Annotated in this window: 11 protein-coding genes; 3 read left to right on the top strand and 8 right to left on the bottom strand. The window is 64.3% G+C overall.

The annotated features are described in order from the left end of the window. Positions 1 to 11: 11 nt before the first annotated feature. From AB7A72_RS01730 to hemC, 8 genes are all read right to left on the bottom strand, one after another. A complete protein-coding gene (locus AB7A72_RS01730; protein WP_369458838.1) occupies positions 12 to 2,915 on the bottom strand; it encodes a valine--tRNA ligase in 2,904 nt (967 codons plus the stop codon). A 225-nt stretch (positions 2,916 to 3,140) separates the two neighbouring features. Continuing rightward, a complete protein-coding gene (locus AB7A72_RS01725; RefSeq protein WP_239811352.1) occupies positions 3,141 to 3,716 on the bottom strand; it encodes a YceI family protein in 576 nt (191 codons plus the stop codon). 46 nt (positions 3,717 to 3,762) lie between these two features. Then, the gene (locus AB7A72_RS01720; RefSeq protein WP_239811353.1) at positions 3,763 to 4,338 is read right to left on the bottom strand and encodes a YceI family protein; all 576 of its coding nucleotides are present in this window, start codon (positions 4,336 to 4,338) and stop codon (positions 3,763 to 3,765) included. A gap of 32 nt (positions 4,339 to 4,370) precedes the next feature. Then, the gene (locus AB7A72_RS01715) at positions 4,371 to 4,934 is read right to left on the bottom strand and encodes a cytochrome b (RefSeq protein ID WP_239811354.1); all 564 of its coding nucleotides are present in this window, start codon (positions 4,932 to 4,934) and stop codon (positions 4,371 to 4,373) included. Between the two features lie 274 nt (positions 4,935 to 5,208). Continuing rightward, entirely contained in the window at positions 5,209 to 6,495 is a 1,287-nt protein-coding gene (locus AB7A72_RS01710; RefSeq protein ID WP_312461960.1) for a heme biosynthesis HemY N-terminal domain-containing protein, read from the bottom strand. A gap of 3 nt (positions 6,496 to 6,498) precedes the next feature. Further along, positions 6,499 to 7,644, bottom strand: coding sequence for a uroporphyrinogen-III C-methyltransferase (locus tag AB7A72_RS01705; RefSeq protein WP_369458836.1), 1,146 nt, complete (start codon positions 7,642 to 7,644; stop codon positions 6,499 to 6,501). Beyond that, entirely contained in the window at positions 7,641 to 8,477 is an 837-nt protein-coding gene (locus AB7A72_RS01700; protein WP_369458835.1) for a uroporphyrinogen-III synthase, read from the bottom strand. The genes AB7A72_RS01705 and AB7A72_RS01700 overlap by 4 nt, the downstream gene beginning before the upstream one ends. Before the next feature lie 18 nt (positions 8,478 to 8,495). Next, the gene (hemC, locus tag AB7A72_RS01695) at positions 8,496 to 9,416 is read right to left on the bottom strand and encodes a hydroxymethylbilane synthase (protein ID WP_239811358.1); all 921 of its coding nucleotides are present in this window, start codon (positions 9,414 to 9,416) and stop codon (positions 8,496 to 8,498) included. Between the two features lie 169 nt (positions 9,417 to 9,585). On the opposite strand from hemC, the gene ppc reads away from it, so the two are divergent. From ppc to AB7A72_RS01680, 3 genes are all read left to right on the top strand, one after another. Beyond that, the gene (gene ppc, locus AB7A72_RS01690) at positions 9,586 to 12,471 is read left to right on the top strand and encodes a phosphoenolpyruvate carboxylase (RefSeq protein WP_394681467.1); all 2,886 of its coding nucleotides are present in this window, start codon (positions 9,586 to 9,588) and stop codon (positions 12,469 to 12,471) included. Positions 12,472 to 12,634: 163 nt separating this feature from the next. Beyond that, entirely contained in the window at positions 12,635 to 12,967 is a 333-nt protein-coding gene (locus AB7A72_RS01685) for an SMR family transporter (RefSeq protein ID WP_369458834.1), read from the top strand. A 127-nt stretch (positions 12,968 to 13,094) separates the two neighbouring features. Then, positions 13,095 to 15,038, top strand: coding sequence for a trypsin-like peptidase domain-containing protein (locus tag AB7A72_RS01680; protein ID WP_369458833.1), 1,944 nt, complete (start codon positions 13,095 to 13,097; stop codon positions 15,036 to 15,038). Positions 15,039 to 15,083: the final 45 nt, after the last annotated feature.

Genomic DNA, 15,083 nt, shown 5'->3' with positions numbered 1-15,083 from the left:
CCCCGGCCGTTTCAGCCCAGGCGCTGGAGCTGCTCTTGCAGCTTGCCCAGCGAAGCGCCAAAGTCTGCCACCCGCTTTTTCTCCTGGTCCAGCACGGCAGCCGGTGCCTTGGCGCAGAAAGCCTCGTTGGACAGCTTGGCGTTGGCCTTGGTGATCTCGCCTTCCAGGCGCTTGATCTCCTTGCCCAGGCGCAGCTTCTCGGCTTCTACATCCACTTCGACAAACAGTGCCAGGCGTGCATCGCCCACCACCGATACCGGTGCATGCTGGGCTTCTGCCGCCCAGGTGGCCTCGTCGTCAAACACCTTGACTTCGCTCAGCTTGGCCAGGTTCTTGAGCACATCGGCGTTGGCGCGCAGGAAGGCAGCGCCATCGGCAGTGCCGGCCACCGTCAGCAAAGGCAGACGCTGGGCAGGCGAGACAGCCATTTCACCGCGCAGCGCACGGCAGGCATCCACCATCTGCTTGATGCGCTCCACATAGGCAATGGCCTCGTTGTCGATCTTTTCAGGCTGGGCTTGCGGATAGGCGGCAATCGCAATCGATGCGCCTTCGCGGCCGGCCACCGGGGCGACCTTTTGCCACAGTGCCTCGGTCACGAACGGGATGATCGGGTGGGCCAGGCGCAGAATGGTTTCCAGGGTGCGGATCAGGGTACGGCGCGTGCCGCGTTGCTGGGCTTCGTTGCCAGTCTGGATCTTTACCTTGGCGATTTCCAGGTACCAGTCGCAGAACTCGTTCCAGACGAAGTCATAGATCGTGTTGGCCACGTTGTCCAGGCGGAACTCGGCAAAGCCCTTGGCCACGTCGGCCTCGGCCTTTTGCAGCTGCGAGACGATCCAGCGGTCCGGCTGGCTGAACTGCAGGTAGTCGCCAGCGGCGCACTGGTCCTTGCTGTGCTCGAGCAGGCCGCAGTCATGGCCTTCGCAGTTCATCAGCACAAAGCGCGAGGCGTTCCACAGCTTGTTGCAGAAATTGCGGTAGCCTTCGCAGCGCTTGCTGTCAAAGTTGATCGAGCGGCCCAGCGATGCCAGCGCGGCAAAGGTAAAGCGCAGCGCATCGGCGCCATAGGCAGGAATGCCTTCGGGGAATTCCTTTTGCGTGTTCTTGCGCACCTGCGGCGCGGTCTCCGGCTTGCGCAGGCCCACGGTGCGCTTGTCCAGCAGTGGCTCCAGTGCAATACCGTCAATCAGATCGACAGGGTCCAGCACATTGCCTTCGGACTTGGACATCTTCTTGCCCTGCGCATCGCGCACCAGGCCATGCATGTAGACATGTGTGAACGGCACGCGGCCGGTGAAGTGCGTGGTCATCATGATCATCCGGGCGACCCAGAAGAAGATGATGTCGTAGCCGGTCACGAGCACCGACGAGGGCAGGTACAGGTTGTAGTTGTCATCGGCGGCGTCCGTCTGGTCGGGCCAGCCCATCGTGCTGAACGGCACCATGGCCGAGGAGTACCAAGTGTCGAGCACGTCCGCATCGCGGCGCAGCGTCTTGCCCGGCGCCTGGGCCTGGGCTTCGGCTTCGCTCTTGGCGACATAGATGTTGCCTTCCTCGTCGTACCAGGCGGGAATCTGGTGGCCCCACCACAGCTGGCGCGAGATGCACCAGTCCTGGATGTTGTTCATCCACTGGTTGTAGGTGTTGACCCAGTTCTCGGGCACAAACTGCACCTGGCCTGACGCCACGGCATCGATGGCCTTTTGTGCAATGCTCTTGCCTGTGGGATCCTGGTCGCTGACCTTGCTCATCGCAATGAACCACTGGTCGGTCAGCATGGGCTCGATCACCTGGCCGGTACGGTCGCAGATGGGCACCATCAGCTTGTGCTTCTTGGTCTCGACCAGCAGGCCCTGGGCTTCCAGGTCGGCTACGATGGCCTTGCGCGCAACAAAGCGGTCCATGCCACGGTATTTTTCTGGCGCCTCGTCGTTGATCTTCGCCTCCAGGGTCAGCACCACGATCATCGGCAGCTTGTGGCGCTGGCCCACCTGGTAGTCATTCTGGTCATGCGCAGGTGTGACCTTGACCACGCCGGTGCCGAACTCGCGGTCCACATAGTCGTCGGCAATGATCGGGATCTGGCGGCCCACCAGCGGCAGGGTCACCGTCTGGCCGATCAGGTGCTGGTAGCGCGTGTCTTCGGGATGCACCATCACGGCCACGTCGCCCAGCATGGTCTCGGGGCGGGTGGTGGCCACCACCAGCTGGCCTTCACCGCTGGTCAGCGGGTAGGCGATGTGCCACAGCGAACCGTCTTTTTCCTGGTTTTCCACTTCGAGGTCGGACACTGCAGATTGCAGCACCGGGTCCCAGTTCACCAGGCGTTTGCCTCGGTAGATCAGGCCTTGCTGGTAGAGCTTGACGAAGGTATCGGTCACCACCTTGGAGAGCTTGTCGTCCATCGTGAAGTACTCGCGGCTCCAGTCCACGGTATCGCCCATGCGGCGCATCTGCGTGGTGATGGTGTTGCCCGACTGTTCCTTCCACTCCCAGACCTTGGCGACAAAGTTCTCGCGGCCCAGGTCATAGCGGCTTTGGCCGGCGGCCTGCAGCTGGCGCTCCACCACGATCTGCGTGGCGATACCGGCGTGGTCGGTGCCCGGAATCCAGGCCGTGTTGTAGCCCTTCATGCGGTGGTAGCGGGTCAGCGAATCCATGATCGTCTGGTTGAACGCATGGCCCATGTGCAAGGTGCCGGTCACATTGGGGGGCGGCAGCTGGATCGAGAAGTTCCGGTGTGCCGCCACCGATTCTGCATTGGGCGCACCGGTGCCGCGATAGCCGGCGTTGCCGTAGCCGCGCTTTTCCCATTCCGGGCCCCACTGGGCCTCGATGGCCGAAGGCTCAAAAGACTTGGACAGGCTATCGAGACCTGGTTGGGAAATCGGTTGGCTGTTGGTGTCGCTCATGGTGTGATCAATGGAAAACGGCACCACAGATCGGGATGCCGTTGAATAGCTTGGAATGAATAAGCTGATTTTAGCCCGGCTGCAGCGATGACTGGCCTGCGAGGGCTTGTCGCACCGATCTCCGCCGCCCGCGCCTCTGGCGCGCCCATAAAAAAACTGCCAGCCGCCGTCCATCGGCTGCTGGCAGTCTATGCGGTGGCGCACAGGGGTGCGCGCGCGTCGTGCTTACTGCTTCACCGCTTCGATCTGTACCACCAGGCGCACATTCTTCGCAGCGCCCCAGTTCACACCGTAGTCCAGGCCGAAGGCGGTGCGGTCAAACGTGGTGTCGAAATCGCCACCGCAGACTTCGCGGTCTTGCAGCATCTTGTTGGGGTAGCAGTTGAACTTGCTCGCCTTGAAGGTGATGGGCTGGGTCTTGCCCAGCAGGGTCAGGTTGCCTTCCACCGATGCCAGCTTGTCGCCGTCAAACACGAACTTGGTGGACTGGAAACGCGCCTTGGGATGCTCGGCCACGTTGAAGATGTCCTTGCTTTGCAGGTGCTTGTCAAAGCCGGGCGTGCCGGAGTTGACCGAGGCGATGTCGATGCTGATATCGACGGAGCCGGTCTTGCCTTCGCGGTCCAGGGTAAGGGTGCCTTCTTTTTTGTCGAAGCGTGCACGGTTGGTGGTGGCGCCGTTGTGGTCGATTTCGAAGGTCGCAAAAGTGTGCGTAGGGTCGATCGCGTAGGTGGCTGGAGCCGCGTGCACAGCACCGGCAAACAGGGAAGCAGCGGCCAGGGCCAACAGGGATGTGCGCATCAGATTTCTCCTAAAGGGGTAAAGGAACAGGGAAACACAAAAAAGCTTAGAGCTTGCCAACACCGGTCAGCGCGAGCTTGAACTGCACCTGCACTTCATCGGCCACCATCGAGGTGTCCTTCCAGTCGCCATCACCGATGGCATAGGTCAGGCGCTTCAGCGGCAAGGTGCCGGCGGCCGTCGTGGTCGTGCCCGACTGGGTCAGCGTCACGGGCAGGCTGACCTTCTGGACGTTGCCCTTGATCGTCAGGTTGCCATCGACCTGGTACTTGCCGCCGCCCAGTGCCTTGACGGCAGTGGAGTCAAAGGTCGCTTGCGGGAACTTGGCGACATTGAACCATTCTGCCTTGGGCAGCTCGGCATCGGTTTCCTTGACGCCCATCGTGGCGCTGCCGGTATCGACCGAGAAATGGATCTTGCTGGCTTCGGGCTTGGCGGTGTCGAACGCGATCTTGGCATCAAACTTCTGGAAGTGGCCTTTGATCGGCACACCCATTTGCTTGGCTTCGAAATTCACGGCGCTTTGCGCAGGCACCAGCGCTTGCTGGGCCATCACCGGGGCGGCAAAGGCAGCCGCAGTCAGCGCGGCAGCGAACAGGGCGGTTGGGGAGAGCTTGGACATCGGATCAGACTCCAGTAAAAAAACGGTACGAATCAAGAGGCGCGGCCGGGCAGCATGCGGGAGAGCAGGCCGTCTCGGTCGATCAGCTGGTGCTTGAGCAGCGCAGCCACATGCATGACCACCAGCGCCGCCAATGTGTAGGCCAGGTAAGCATGCCAGGGCTTGAGTGTCTCGGCGAGTTCCGGGCTCTTGCTCACCAGGTCTGGCAGCGGCATCACCCCAAACAGCACGATCGGAAAGCCGGCTGCAGAACTGTAGATCCAGCCGACCAGCGGTACGGCAAAGAACAGCGCATACATCAGGTGGTGAACGCCGTGGTGGGCGACATGTTGCCAGGCGGGCATCGCGCGGGCGGTCGCTTCGGGCAGTGCCGGTGGGCGGTGGGTAAAGCGCCACAGAATGCGCACAGCCGACAGGATCAGGATCGTCATGCCGGCCCATTTGTGCCAATTGAAGTATTTGAGGCGCGTGGGGGAGAAGGGCAGGCTGGTCATGTACAGGCCAAAGGCGAAGATGCCAATCAGGGCCAGGGCCAAAATCCAGTGCAGTGCAATCGCGGTGCCGGTATAGCGGGTGTTATTGGTCGTGGTAGCCATAAAAAACGCTGCAGCGAAGGATGCAGCGGAATTGTTTGAAGCGAGTGTAGGAGCGGATCAACCGGCAGAAGTTCAGCCCGATTGATGGCGAAGTTCAAATTAATTGAATTGATCGACCTTGCCCTGGATGGTTCCAGAACCAATCCTCATAAGCATATGCTGAGCAGGCTAAAACAGGCAGTTCTCAACGCGGTCCTTACAACAGTTAAGACCGGGTAGTTTGTATCGCCTTGTACATCGGCCGGCACAAACCGGCCCCGGCATGGTCAGTGCCTCAGCTTTGCTCGCCCGCCAGTGCCGCCTGCTTCCAGGCCTGGGCGGCGGCCGCCGCATCGCCGCGGTATTCGGCCTGCCGGGCCAGATGCTGCCAGGCGCGGCGGCGCAGCGACTCCTCCTGCAGCGAAGGCGCTGCCTGCTGCAGCCATTGCTGCGCCTTACCCCAGAGCTGGCGCTGCAGGCAAGCGCATCCGGCCAGGTACTGCAGATACGCATCGTGCGGGCGGCGCTGCTGGGCCGCTTCGATGCGGGCCAGCCAACTGGCATCGAGCGCACCCATGCTGTCTTCGAGCACCCGCACCAGACGCTCGGCCTGCAGGCTGGGCAGGCCGTTGTTGCTGTTGGTGTAACGCTCCCAGGCCGGCAGCAGCCATTCGCGCATCTGCTGCGGGTCGCCACCCAGTTGCTGCAGGCGCCGCGCCGCATGGATGCCAACTTCAGGCAGATTGCGCTCGGCGGTGTCCAGGCTGCGCCAGGCCTGCATCAGCTGCTCGGGGTCATGGGCGTCGTTGATCAGCTCGGTAGCCAGGCCCTTGATGATGCTTTGCGCTGCAGCCGCAGAAAAAGCGCGGTGCTTGGCCAGCAGCCGTGCGGTGTCCAGCGCGGTCAAGGCTTGGCGCAGCTGGCGTGCCGCCTTGAGCTTGAGGCGCAACGCCAGAGTGCGGCGCGCTGCACCCTGCGGCAGGCGCGCCAGTTGTTCGATCGCGCTGTGGGCGTTGTGGTCATCCAGCGCCCACTGGGCGGCGCGCAACTGGGTGCCTTCGGCCAGCTCAGGCAGGTGGCTGGCGCGGGGGGCGGTGGCTTCCTGCATCGCCATCTCCCAGTGCTGGTCGCGCTGGGCCTGGTCTTGCAACGCATGTGAGCTTTCGGCAGCCAGCACATGGCCCAGCACACGCAGTTGCAGGCCATTGGGGATCGCGGCGCCGCTGTCCTGCAAGGCTTGCTCCTGGGCCAGCGCCGACAGCGCGGCCTTGCGGGCCCGCACAAAGCGGCCCGCCTGCAACTGGGTGACGGCATCGAGCGCGGCGCCATGCATCGCCCGCTCCTTTTGCTGGATGCGCCAGCGCTTGGCCTGGCGCGGCAGCTCGAACATCGCGCTGACGCCGCGCAGCGCGCCATAGACCAGTACAAAGGCCAGCAGCAGCAGCACAACGACCAGGTTCAGCGAAAAGTCTATGCGGTAGGGGGGCCAGTGCAGGGTGACGCTGCCCTGGTTGCTGCCGGCAAACAGCGCCGCCGCCACTGCAACGGCAAACAAACCGATCAACCAAATTGCGGCTCTCATCGCTTAACGTCCTGCGGCAGCGGTGGCCAGCGCCGCCAGGGTGTCATTGGCGCGGGGCACTTCCACATCCTGCATCGCCTGCTGGAGCTGGTTGATCTGCTGGGCCGCCTGCTGGCCACGTCGCGACGAGACATCGAAATACTTGTGCACTGCATCGGCGGCAGCGGCCAGGTCATTGCGCGACGCATTCATCTGGCGGCCCAGCAAGGCCATGCGGGCATTCATGATGCGAAGTTTGAGGTTTTCGCGGACAAAGAATGCCTGGGTAGGCGAGAGCAGCACGGCATCGGGGTAGTCGATGCGGCGCACGCGCACCAGGCTGCGGGCTTCCTCATGCACCACGCCCCATGCGGTGGACAGCGCAGAAAGCCACCAGCTAGGTGCGGCGGGATCGTCCGCGGTCGCATTGGCGCTGGCAGAGGCCGTCGCGGCTGCGGCGGGCGCTGGCTGGCCCGTCCGGCCCCGGGCAGGTGCGGAACGGCGCGCGTTCTTATCCAGCACATCGTTTTGCAGCGGCAAATCATCGATCTGGCGCAGCACATCATCCATGCGGGCCAGCAGACCGGCGGTGTCGAGCGATTTGCTGGTGGCGATGCGGTCCAGGTCACGGGCAATGGCGCGCTGCAACGGGGCCAGCCTTGGTTGTGCGGAGACGCTCACGCGTTGCTGGGCGATCTTCAGCGCGCTGACGAGCGGGTCGGGGCTGCCGCTCAATTGGCTTTGCTGCATCGCAAAGCGCACGGCACTTTCGATGTCGCCGACCATCGTGTCATCGCGGTTGCGCGAGAGGCTTTGCACCAGCTCTTCCAGCTGTCCGCGCTGCAGCGCGACTTCGCCGACACGCGCTTCCATCACCGACATGCGTGAGGCGGTATCGCGTGAGACGTCATCAGCCTGGCGGGCCAGGGTGCGGGCTTCCACCGCCTGGGAGCGTGAGTCGGCGCTTTGCAGTGCCAGCTGCTGCTGGATATTGTTGAGCCGTTGCCAGAGCATGGCCGCACTGATGATCGCTATCGCTGCAGCAACGCCCAGGGCCACGGACGTCCAGACCCAGACTTGCGGCAGGCGGGTACCAGCAGGGCTGACCGGGCTGGGGGCGGGGGTCGTTGGGGAAGGCGTGGGGTTCAGTGCGTGCTCGGGCAGCGTCATAGCGCAGATTCTAACGACGCCACCACGTCTTCCAACGAAGGCCTGCACTGCTGAATGTGGACAAATCCTGCCGCGCGGGTGGCTTGGGCGATGCGTGCATGGGTGGCGAGCGCCTGGGCAGGTGCCAGAGCGGCAGCGCCGAATCTGTTGCGTAAATGCATCACTGCCTCGGAACTGCTGAACAGCCAGATGCTGCCATCGGCCAACGCCTGGGTGGCCAGTGCCAGCTGTGCAGCTGTCCACGCGGGCGCCTGGCGCTGGTACACGCCAACAAAATCCACGCCGATACCTGCCTCCTGCAATTGGCGGGCCAGCCATTCGCGGCCCGAGCCGGTGACCAGTTGGTCGATGGCAGTGCCCGCACTGGCACCCCGCACCACCAGCACGCGCCGGCCCGATGCCGCCATCGCGGTGGCTTGGGGCCCCACCTCGGCCCATAGCGATTCAGAGTCGAACTGCGGCGCATCGGTCGCTGGCTGGTCGATCAGCGCGCTGGGAATGCCCAGTGCCTGGGCTGCGCGTGCCGTACCGGGCCCGGGGCACCACAGCCGGGTAGCGGAGGCGCTGCGCGGCTGCCCGGCCAGCGCCTGCACCAGCGCCGGATCCAGAAAAAAACGGGCTGCATTGGTGCTGACCAGCATCAGCGCGCCATAGCGTGCCCAGTGCTGACGCGCATCCATGCGGGCTGCCTGGTGGGCCGGGCTGTCGGCCGCAGCAATGTCGATCAGCGGCAGCGCCTCGGCCGCCCATCCGCGCTGGCGCAGCTGGGCCACCCAACCGTCCGCTTCAGGCTGCGGGCGGGTGATGATGATGCGGCGCTGCGGCTGACCCATGGCAATCGGGACCGGCGCTCAGCGGCGCACCTGCGCACCTGCTTGCTGCAGCAGGGACGCCACATGCTGGCCCAGTGCATCGGCGCTGGCCAGGTCGGTCACGGCGGCGCTGGCCTGGGCAGACACCAGCGGCGCATTCGGGTTGATTTCATCCCCCCAGGCGGCGCGCAGCCACAGCTGTTCGCCTTGCCATTCGCCGTGTGCCGCCAACGGCATGGAGCAGCTGCCGCCCATGCAGCGGCTGACGGCGCGCTCGGCCGTCACCGTCTGCCAGGTGGCCTGGTCGGCCAGACCGGCAAACAGGTCCAGCAGATCCTGCCGGTCGCTGCGCACCTCAATGCCCAGCGCGCCCTGGCCGGCGGCCGGCAGCATGGTGTCGGTGCCGAAAGCGTGGCGGATGCGCCCATCCAGCGCCAGGCGCTTGAGGCCGGCCGCCGCCAACACGATACCGTCGTACTGGCCTTCGTCGAGCTTGCGCAAGCGGGTGTTGACGTTGCCGCGCAGCGGCTGGACATCGAGGTCAGGCCGCAGCGCGCGCAGCAGCACCTGGCGGCGCAGGCTGGAGGTGCCGACGACCGCACCCTGGGGCAGATCCTGCAGGCTGGCGTAGTGGTTGGAGACCCAGGCATCACGCGGGTCTTCGCGTTTGAGCACGGCGGCCAGCGCAAAACCCGGGGGCAGCTCCATCGGCACATCCTTGAGCGAGTGCACGGCCAGATCGGCGCGGCCGGTCTCCAGCGCCGTCTCCAGCTCCTTGACGAACAGGCCCTTGCCGCCGACCTTGGACAGGGTGCGGTCCAGAATCTGGTCGCCCAGGGTGGTCATCCCCAGCAGGCCGACCTGGTGGCCCAGGCGTTGCAGGATATGTTGCACATGTTCAGCCTGCCACAGGGCAAGCTGGCTTTCGCGGGTGGCGATGGTCAGGGACAAAGAGCTCATGGGATGGGGCGCCACGCCAGGCCGGTCTGCGCTTTACAGGCGGCGGGCACGATACGTGGTCAACAAGCGGTTCACAACAGGCGGCTGATGCTAGCATGTGCAGCGCCGCTCTTTGGCGCAGTGCGACTTTGGGGCGGCGTGGATCTTTCAGCCCTTTGCTTCTTCGCCCATGACCACTGCCAGCAAAAAAGACACCCCTGCAGTCGCCAAGCCCCCGGCGCGCAAAACCAAGGCGGGCAGCACTGCCGCCACCCAGGCCGTCACCCGCCGCGCCGACAAGGACCAGCCCTTGATGGACGACATCCGGCTTTTGGGCCGGATTCTGGGCGATGTCATCCGTGAGCAGGAGGGCCAGGCCGCCTTCGATCTGATCGAGCAGGTGCGCCAGCTGTCGGTGGCCTACCGCCGCAATGACGACCAGGATGCGGAGAAATCGCTCAAATCGCTGCTCAAAGGCCTGTCAGGCGACCAGACGGTCAGCGTGATCCGCGCCTTCACCTATTTCTCGCACCTGGCCAACCTGGCCGAAGACCGCCACCACATCCGCCGGCGCGAGATCCATGAGCGCGCCGGTAACACGCAAGAAGGCAGCATCGAGGTGGCGCTGGCGCGCCTGCGCTGGGCGGGCATTCCCGTCAAGGCGGTATCACAGACACTGGCGCACAGCCTGATCTCGCCCGTACTCACCGCCCACCCGACCGAGGTGCAGCGCAAGAGCATTCTGGATGCCGAGCGTGCGATTGCCGCGTTGCTGGTGGAGCGCGACGATATTGCCCAGCGCGCCCAGCTCTTCAACAGCAGCAAGGATACGTTGACGCCGCGCCAGCTGGCCGACAACGAGCTGCAGCTGAGCGCGCAGGTCACCCAACTGTGGCAGACGCGGCTGCTGCGCTACTCCAAGCTGACGGTCGAGGACGAGATCGACAACGCGCTGAGCTACTACCAGGCCACGTTCCTGACCGAGATCCCCAAGCTCTACGCCGCGCTGGAGCGCGAGCTGGGCGAGCGCGACCTGGCCACCTTCTTGCGCATGGGCCAGTGGATTGGTGGCGACCGCGATGGCAACCCGAATGTCACCGCCAAGAGCCTGCAGGAGGCGCTGCGCCGCCAGTCCGACCTGGTGCTGCGCCACTACCTGACCGAGGTGCACTACCTGGGCGGTGAGCTGTCGATGTCCCAGCGCCTGGCTGGCACCACCGCCGCGTTGCAGGCGCTGGCGTCACGCTCCCCCGATACCAGCCAGCACCGCGAGGACGAGCCCTACCGCCGCGCGCTGATCGGCGTCTATGCGCGGCTGGCCGCGACCTTGAAGAACCTCAGCGGCGGAGAGGCCGCACGCCATGCGGTGGCGCCGCAAAACCCCTATCTGGCGAGCGAGGAGTTCCTGGCCGATCTGCGCGTCATCGAAGACTCGCTGCGCGACAACCATGGCCGCGCACTGGCCGAGCAGCGGCTGTCACCGCTGATCCGTGCGGTGCAGGTGTTCGGCTTCCACCTGGCGACGGTCGATCTGCGCCAAAGCTCTGACCAGCACGAGGCCGTGATCAGCGAGCTGCTGGCTACGGCCGGGCTGCAGGCCGATTACAGCCAGCTGAACGAGACAGCCAAGCGCGAGCTGCTGCTGCAGTTGCTCAGCGATGCCCGCCCGCTGCGCGTAGTGGGTGCCAGCTACAGCGAGCGCTGCCTCAGCGAAATGGCGATCTTCGAGCGTGCACGCCTGTCGGTGCAGCTCTACGGCCAGGACGCCATCCGGCACTACATCATCAGCCACACCGAGTCGGTCAGCGACCTGCTCGAGGTGCTGCTGCTGCAAAAGGAGGTGGGCTTGCTGAGTGGCCGCATCAACGATGGCCAGTCGCGCGCGACCTTGATCGTGAGTCCGCTGTTCGAGACCATCGACGACCTGCGCCATGCGGCCACCATCATGCGCGAGTACTATGCGCTGCCCCATATCGCCGCGCTGATCCAGCGCAGTGGTGCCGAGCAGGACATCATGCTGGGCTACAGCGACAGCAACAAGGACGGCGGTATCTTCACCAGCAACTGGGAGCTGTACCAGGCCGAGCTGGCGCTGGTGGCGCTGTTTGACGAGCTGAGCCAGCCCAACCCGGTGCAGCTGCGCCTGTTCCATGGCCGGGGCGGTACCGTCGGGCGTGGCGGCGGCCCCAGCTACCAGGCGATCCTGGCCCAGCCGCCAGGCACCGTGCGCGGCCAGATCCGCCTGACCGAGCAGGGCGAGGTGATTGCCTCCAAGTACGCCAACCCCGAGATCGGCCGGCGCAATCTGGAGACGCTCGTGGCCGCCACGTTGGAGGCCACGTTGCTGCAGCCCACCAAGCCTGCCAGCCAGGCATTTCTGGATGCGGCCGCTGATCTGTCGGCCGCCAGCATGGCTGCCTACCGCGATCTGGTGTACGGCACCAAGGGCTTCGAGAGCTATTTCTTCAGCTCCACGCCGATCCGCGAGATTGCCGAGCTCAATATCGGCTCGCGCCCTGCATCGCGCAAGGCCAGCCAGCGCATCGAGGATTTGCGCGCCATTCCCTGGGGCTTCAGCTGGGGCCAGTGCCGCCTGACCTTGCCGGGCTGGTATGGCTTTGGCTCAGCCGTGCAGGCCTTTGTCAGCCAGGAGGGCAAGACCGCCAAGCTGCAATGGGCCTTGCTGCAGAAGATGTACCGGCAGTGGCCCTTCTTCCGCACCCTGCTGTCCAACATGGACATGGTGCTGGCCAAGAGCGATATGGCGCTGGCGCTGCGCTACAGCGAACTGGTGGCAGATACGCGTTTGCGCAAGCGCGTGTTCCAGGCCATCGAGGCCGAATGGAAGAGCACCGCCGAAGCGCTGGCGCTGATCACCGGGGAGGCCAACCGCCTGGCCAACAACCCGGCGCTCGAGCGCTCGATACGCCACCGCTTTCCCTACATCGATCCTCTGCACCACCTGCAGGTCGAGCTGATCCGCCGCTGGCGCAATGGCGAGGACAATGAGCGGGTGAAGACTGGTATCCATATCTCCATCAACGGAATCGCGGCTGCGCTGCGCAATACCGGTTGAGGTGATCCGGGCGGGGCACCTTGCCATTGGCAAGCGTCTTCTGCCCCAGCTTGACGAGGCCCTGGCGGCACGCCGGGGCCTTTGTTATTTTGACGGGGCGGCTGGCTTGTCTGCCTTTGCAGCGCAGCTGCCCACCAGAAAGAGAAACGAAAAAGGAATCGTGATGAATGCCTATGTCTACCTGGGTGGGGCCATTGCGCTGGAAGTGATGGCCACCACCGCGATGAAGTCCTCCGTGGGCTTTACCCGCCTGGTGCCCAGCCTGATCTGCGGCATTGGCTATGTGCTGTCGTTCTACCTGCTGGCGCAGACCTTAAAGACGGTGCCCACCGGCATTGCCTATGCGATCTGGTCGGGCGTGGGGATTGTGGCGATCTCGCTGATCGCCTGGGCCTTGCATGGGCAAAAGCTCGATGCCGGAGCGATGGCGGGCATGGGCTTGATCATTGCCGGGGTGCTGGTGATCAACCTGTTCTCGAAGTCGGCAGGGCATTGATGCTTGTTGTCCATGGATACGCTGGCCGCAGCTATTGACTCGCAAACTTCATTAGCGATTTCTAAAATAAATCTTAGAATGCTTGGTTTTGTATCGATAGCACTGAAGGGGTACCGGCATGGGGTGGATGGCAAAAATAAGCGTGGCCAGTCTGGTCAGCTGGGGCGCGATGGCGGGATTGGCTGCTGCGGCGGGTTCGCCGGGCCAGACCGATCAGGTCTTCAAGGTGCCGGCGCTGGAGCAGCCAGCGGGTGTGCCGCAGGAGTTTGTGCGTACCAAGAGCATGGAGGCCGGTCTGGCCATCCAGCCCGTCGCGATTGACCTGGGTGAGTGGGCAGGCCTGAAATCCACCCCTGAGTTACCTGTGCGGATCATGGGTGCCTCGCGCACCGTGCCGCAAGCCCAGTCGGCCACGCAGACGGCGCAGCTGCTGCAATGGCGCACATCGGCCAACGGCGGCGCCGTGGCGGCCTTGAGCGTGCGCTCTGGCGGTGCCCAGGGCATGCGCCTGGGCCTGGTGGTGGAGCAGTTGCCTGGCAGCGCGATGCTGCGCCTCTATACCGACCACCAGCCTTCGGCGGTTTTCGAGATCGCGGGCCAGCGCGTCATGCAAATCCTGCAGGCCAACCTGGATGCGGGTGACCACAGCGAAGCAGGCCGCACCTGGTGGACGCCGAGCAGCTCCGGCGAGCAGGTAACCCTGGAGATTGAGTTGCCTCCAGGCACCTCGCCAGCGCAGCTCAAGGTCTCGCTGCCGCAGGTCATGCACATCTACGAGAACCTGTCGCTGCCGCTGGGCACGGATGAGGTGGATGCTGCGCAGGAGGACGCCAAGTCCCTGCCGCTGGGCAATCCAGTGGATTGCCACCTGGATGTCAACTGCTATCCCCAGCTGCAGCTGGAGCGCAAAGGCGTGGCCCGCATGGCCTATGTGACCGAACGCATGGCCGATGGCAGCTACTACTATGGGCTGTGCACCGGCAGCCTGCTCAATGACGCCCAGGGCTCGAGGACGCCGTATTTCCTGACGGCGGCGCACTGCATGTCGACCCAGACGCTGGCATCGGCGCTGGAGACCGACTGGTTCTATACCTCCACCCGCTGCTCCAGCAACAGCCTCTCCCCGAGCAGCGTGAATCTGCGCAATGGGGCCCAGCTGCTCTACAGCAGCGCCAACCCGGATGTCACCTTGCTCAAGCTCCATGACACGCCGCCGGCTGGCGCCGTGTTCCTGGGCTGGGACAGCAGCATCGTGCCGAACAACACGCCTGTGGTCGGTGTGCACCACCCCGATGGCGGCTTGCAGAAAATCAGCATGGGGGTCATGTCCTCACGCTATGACTGCCACCTCGATGGCAAGAGTGTGTTCTGCACCTCTGCGCCCAATTCCGGCAACTACTACTATGTGCCCTGGTCCATGGGCCTGACCCAGCAGGGCAGCAGCGGCTCGCCGCTGTTCAACAACGGCGCCGTGACCGGTGTGTTGACCGGCGCATCGGAAGCGAGCTGCCGCGCCAATGGTGCCGGTGCCTACAGCTTCTACCCCAGTTTGAACAGCGTGATGCCCGCCTTGCGCAAGTGGCTGGTGGATGCCGGTGGTGGCGCGACCACCCCTCCCGCATCGGGCCGCATTCCGGTTTACCGCTTCTACAACACGCAAAATGGCACGCACTTCTTCACTGCCAACGCGCAGGAGCGTGACGCCTTGATCCAAGGTGCCCCGAGCTTCCAGTATGAAAATATCGGCTTCTATGCGTCCACGCAGACGGCTGCAGCGCCACAGGCGGTCTACCGCTTCTACAACACCCTCTCGGGCTCGCACTTCTATACCATCAACGCCGACGAGCGGGCGTTTGTGATCGCGAACTATCCGCAGTTCAACGCAGAAGGGGAGGCCTGGTATGCGCGCCAGGCAGCGGGAGAGGGCTCGGTGCCCATGTACCGTTTCAACAATACCCTCACCGGTGCGCACTTCTACACCACCAATAGCGCAGAGCGTGATTTTGTGGAGCGGACCTATCCTCAGTTCAGGTTCGAGGGCGTGGCCTACTACGTTTGGGGCAGCCAGTAAGGCGGCTGCACCGACCGCGCCTGACCGCCGGCTGGAGGGTGGTCA

The sequence above is a fragment of the Comamonas sediminis genome (assembly GCF_041107495.1).
GTDB classification, from domain to species: Bacteria; Pseudomonadota; Gammaproteobacteria; order Burkholderiales; family Burkholderiaceae_C; genus Comamonas; species Comamonas sediminis.
Note: the sequence above shows the minus strand (reverse complement) of the source record. Positions and strands in the feature narration are given on the sequence as shown.

Excerpts from the sequence above, each read along its gene's own strand:
- AB7A72_RS01715 (WP_239811354.1), bottom strand. The coding sequence starts at position 4,934 with ATGGCTACCACGACCAATAACACCCGCTATACCGGCACCGCGATTGCA.
- hemC (WP_239811358.1), bottom strand. The coding sequence starts at position 9,416 with ATGAGCTCTTTGTCCCTGACCATCGCCACCCGCGAAAGCCAGCTTGCC.
- AB7A72_RS01705 (WP_369458836.1), bottom strand. The coding sequence starts at position 7,644 with ATGACGCTGCCCGAGCACGCACTGAACCCCACGCCTTCCCCAACGACC.
- AB7A72_RS01680 (WP_369458833.1), top strand. The coding sequence starts at position 13,095 with ATGGCAAAAATAAGCGTGGCCAGTCTGGTCAGCTGGGGCGCGATGGCG.
- AB7A72_RS01710 (WP_312461960.1), bottom strand. The coding sequence starts at position 6,495 with ATGAGAGCCGCAATTTGGTTGATCGGTTTGTTTGCCGTTGCAGTGGCG.
- AB7A72_RS01720 (WP_239811353.1), bottom strand. The coding sequence starts at position 4,338 with ATGTCCAAGCTCTCCCCAACCGCCCTGTTCGCTGCCGCGCTGACTGCG.
- ppc (WP_394681467.1), top strand. The coding sequence starts at position 9,586 with ATGACCACTGCCAGCAAAAAAGACACCCCTGCAGTCGCCAAGCCCCCG.
- AB7A72_RS01700 (WP_369458835.1), bottom strand. The coding sequence starts at position 8,477 with ATGGGTCAGCCGCAGCGCCGCATCATCATCACCCGCCCGCAGCCTGAA.
- AB7A72_RS01730 (WP_369458838.1), bottom strand. The coding sequence starts at position 2,915 with ATGAGCGACACCAACAGCCAACCGATTTCCCAACCAGGTCTCGATAGC.
- AB7A72_RS01685 (WP_369458834.1), top strand. The coding sequence starts at position 12,635 with ATGAATGCCTATGTCTACCTGGGTGGGGCCATTGCGCTGGAAGTGATG.
- AB7A72_RS01725 (WP_239811352.1), bottom strand. The coding sequence starts at position 3,716 with ATGCGCACATCCCTGTTGGCCCTGGCCGCTGCTTCCCTGTTTGCCGGT.